Source organism: Pseudomonas sp. FW305-28 (genome assembly GCF_017351395.1).
GTDB lineage: Bacteria > Pseudomonadota > Gammaproteobacteria > Pseudomonadales > Pseudomonadaceae > Aquipseudomonas > Aquipseudomonas fluorescens_AA.
Genome location: NZ_JACNDD010000268.1, coordinates 1 through 3,662, shown reverse-complemented (window position 1 = coordinate 3,662; position 3,662 = coordinate 1). Strand labels below are relative to the sequence as shown.

The 3,662-nt window shown below is 62.0% G+C and carries 4 protein-coding genes; 2 read left to right on the top strand and 2 right to left on the bottom strand.

Annotated features, from left to right (window positions below; all coding sequences use genetic code 11):
* Nucleotides 1–53: 53 nt before the first annotated feature.
* Together J4E53_RS30115 and pssA are read right to left on the bottom strand one after the other, a co-directional pair.
* Nucleotides 54–1,070, bottom strand: a complete 1,017-nt coding sequence (locus tag J4E53_RS30115; RefSeq protein WP_103310098.1) for an AraC family transcriptional regulator — start codon at nucleotides 1,068–1,070, stop codon at nucleotides 54–56.
* 11 nt (nucleotides 1,071–1,081) lie between these two features.
* Complete coding sequence (pssA, locus tag J4E53_RS30110) at nucleotides 1,082–2,425, bottom strand: CDP-diacylglycerol--serine O-phosphatidyltransferase (RefSeq protein ID WP_060742287.1); 1,344 nt, start codon at nucleotides 2,423–2,425, stop codon at nucleotides 1,082–1,084.
* Nucleotides 2,426–2,548: 123 nt separating this feature from the next.
* On the opposite strand from pssA, the gene J4E53_RS30105 reads away from it, so the two are divergent.
* Together J4E53_RS30105 and J4E53_RS30100 are read left to right on the top strand one after the other, a co-directional pair.
* Nucleotides 2,549–3,112 (top strand): TetR/AcrR family transcriptional regulator, encoded by a 564-nt coding sequence (locus tag J4E53_RS30105; RefSeq protein ID WP_060742286.1) that lies wholly within the window; start codon nucleotides 2,549–2,551, stop codon nucleotides 3,110–3,112.
* A gap of 43 nt (nucleotides 3,113–3,155) precedes the next feature.
* Nucleotides 3,156–3,635, top strand: coding sequence for a nuclear transport factor 2 family protein (locus J4E53_RS30100; RefSeq protein ID WP_060742285.1), 480 nt, complete (start codon nucleotides 3,156–3,158; stop codon nucleotides 3,633–3,635).
* The last annotated feature ends 27 nt before the right edge of the window (nucleotides 3,636–3,662 follow it).

The window sequence follows — 3,662 nt, the reverse complement described above, 5'->3', positions numbered from 1 at the left end:
CGCGAGCAAGCTCGCTCCCACAGGGGGCTTGGGTAGGCACAAGACCCGGTGGATCAATCAGGGTCGTTGAGAATCAGGCTGCGATAATGCCCCGGGTTGGACCCGGACCATTTGCGAAACGCCTTGTAGAAGGAACTGGCATCGGCAAACCCCAGGCGCGAGGCGATTTCGACGAAACTGATGGACGGCTCGGCCAGCCAGGTGATCGCCAGATCCTTGCGCACGCTGTCCTTGAGGCCCTGGTAAGTCTGGCCCTCCTCCGCCAGGCGTCGGCGCAGTGTCGAGGCGGACACGCACAGCTGCTGGGCCAGGGCCTCGGTTTCCGGCCACCGTTCGGCGGGCAGTTGCCGCAGGTCGTGCCGGATACGGCTGGCCAGGCTTTGCGGGTCGCGGTATTTGACCAGGATGTTGGCCGGGGCCCGGGCCAGGAAGCGCTTGAGCTCGTCAGCGTTGCGCCGGATGGGCAGGTCGAGGCATTCGGCGGCGAAAATCATCCGGGTGCGCGGCCGGCCAAAGCGCAGGTTCTGGGAGAACATCACCCGGTAGTCGTCGCAGAAATCCGGCGCCGGGCAGCGCAGTTCGACAGACAGGATGGGAATGCGCCGCCCGGCCAACCAGCAGGCGACGCCATGGACGATCATCCAGTAAGTGAAGTAGGTAAAGGCTCGGCGCGGCGCCTGGTCGTCTTCCAGCAGCACGATCTCCGCCAGGCTTTGCTGGCGCGCCCACTGGGCCGGCAGGTGTTCGAGCATCAGCGACAGAAACCCCAGCCCCGCCGTCAAGCCGCTCGCCAGCGTGGGCTGGGCCATGGCGCACTGACAGAGAAACGCCAGGCTGCCGGACTTGAGCTTGCGCGGGTCCATGCCGAAAAACTCGTCATCCAGGCGCTGGGCCAGCAAGCGCCAGAGCCGCGCATAGGCATGGGCCGGGACCCGCGCCAGGGGGTCGTCGAGCAGCGCCGGGTCTATGCCGACCTGACTCAGGACCTCCTCGGTGGCCGCCCCGGGTGCGCAGCTTTGCAGCAACGCCTCACGCACCAGCTGGATGGAGATGGTGTCTTTTTCCGACATGGCGCGGGTGTTCACAGGATCCGGTAAAGCAGCCGTTCTATCCGCACCCGGCTGACCCGTTTCAGGAACCTGGCCACGGCCTCGGGGTAATCCGGCAGGGTTTCCAGGTCCAGGTAGCGTTCGATCCGGCGGGTGTGGCGGTAGATCCGCTCAAGCTCGGCCTGGCGCGGCGCCAGCAGCTCGCCCTTGGGGTCGTCCAGCAACAGCGCGTTTTCCAGGTCCAGGCGAAAGGCCCGCGGGTTGAGGTTGTTGCCGGTCAACAAGGTGTAGCGCTCGTCGACCCACATGCCCTTGAGGTGATAGGTGTTGTCCCCGTCACGCCACAGGTGCAGGTTCAATTGACCGCTGTCGATCGCGTGCTGATGCCGTTTGGCGAAGCGTCGCAGGCTGATTTCGTAGAGGTATGGCAGTGCCGCGATGATCTTGAACGGTTCGCTTGGCGGAATGTAGAAGTCGTTGGCGGTCTTGTCGCCGACGATGATGTCGATCTTGACCCCGCGGGCCAGGGCGCGGTTGAGCTCCCGGGTCACGGCCAGGGGCAGGTTGAAATACGGGGTACAGATGGTCAGTTGCTGGCGGCTGCTGGCGATCAGTTCACCGATCACCCGGCTCAGGGGATTGTTCTTGCCCACGCCCAGCAACGGGCTCACCGACAGGCCACTCTTGTCGAGGCTGCCGACGCTGGTGTCATAGGTCGCGTATTTGAGACGGCTGCGCAAGTCACCGATGTCCTTGCGCAAACTGCGGGTGCTGGGCAGGTTCGGCAGGTCCAGGCGATGCACGGCCCTTGAGGTGATCAGGCCATGTTGCACCAGGTGATGCATCGAGTCGGCCAGTGCCGTGTTCTGCAGCAAGTGATAGCGGTCGTAGCGGTATTTGTCGAACTTGTGCAGGTAGACGTTATTCAGGCTCGCGCCGCTGTAGAGCACACAGTCATCAATGACGAAACCTTTCAAATGCAACACACCGAACAGTTCGCGGGTCTGCACCGGCACGCCGTAGATCGGCACTTCGCTGGCATGGGTGCGGGTCTGTTCCTGGTACCACGCCGAGTTGCCCGGCTGCTTCTTGGCGCCAATCAGCCCGCGCTGGGCCCGCAACCAGTCCACGACCACGACCACGTCCAGTTCCGGACGCGCCGCTTTGGCGGCATGCAGGGCATCGAGAATTTCCTGGCCGGCCTCGTCCTGTTGCAGGTACAGGGCGACGATGTAGATGCGCTGGGTGGCCTGGGCGATTTTCTCCAGCAGGCAACGGCGGAATTGGGCAGCGCCATCGAGGATGGTCACCGCATCGGCGGTCAGTGCAAAGCTGCGCAACTTGGGCAGCAGGGAGCGTTTGAAGAGCGACGGCATAGGGCTCGCAAAAAGGTCGATTCCGAAGAACGGATGAGCTTACACCATGGATGGGTTCGGGTCTTCCTGTCGTCAAGAAAAAAACAACTTGACCAAGGAGAACGATCATTCTACTTTTACCCCATGAACGAAATCACTGGTAATGAAACACGAGACATCATCCTCGATGTCGCCGAAAAGTTGATCTATAGAAGTGGCATCGCCGCCACCGGCATGGACCTTCTGGTGAAAACCGCCGGCGTCTCCAGGAAGAGTGTCTATCGCTACTTCGCCAACAAGGACGACCTGATCGTGGCCGCCCTCAAGCGGCGGGACGAGCGCTGGATGCACTGGTTCAGCAGCGAAGTGGACAAGGCGCCCACACCGACGGCGCGGCTGCTCAACCTGTTCACCGTGCTCAAGGGCTGGTTCGACAGCGAAGGTTTTCGCGGTTGTGCCTTCATCAACACCAGCGGCGAAACCGGCGATCCACAGGATCCGGTCCGCCAGGTGGCGAAGATGCACAAACAGAAGCTGCTCGATTACGTGACCCGGTTGTGCGTCGAACAAGGTGTCGAAAATCCGGACGCCCTGGCCCGCCAGCTACTGATTCTGATCGACGGCGCCATTACCGTGGCGCTGGTCATGGGCGACCACAGCGCGGCTGACCACGCCCAGGACATGCTGAAGATGTTGCTACACACCTGACCGTTGAACCCTGCTTCATCCATCAACTTATTGGAGACTCGCCATGTCTGCCTCTTCTGAAGTTCGTCCGCCGTTGCCGCCGTTCACCCGTGAATCGGCGATCGAGAAAGTTCGCCTGGCCGAAGACGGCTGGAACTCTCGCGACCCGCAAAAAGTATCCCTGGCCTACACGCTGGACACCCAATGGCGTAACCGCGCCGAATTCGCGCACAACCGCGAAGAAGCCAAGGCGTTCCTGACCCGCAAGTGGGCCAAGGAGTTGGATTACCGGCTGATCAAGGAACTCTGGGCCTTCACCGATAACCGCATCGCGGTGCGCTACGCCTACGAATGGCACGACGACTCGGGCAACTGGTTCCGCTCCTACGGCAACGAAAACTGGGAGTTCGACGAGCAAGGCCTGATGTACAACCGCTACGCTTGCATCAACGACATGCCGATCAAGGAAAGCGAGCGCAAGTTCCACTGGCCACTGGGCCGCCGGCCGGATGATCATCCGGGGTTGTCCGAGTTGGGGTTGTAAGGCTCTCGACTGAACCACCGCTATCGC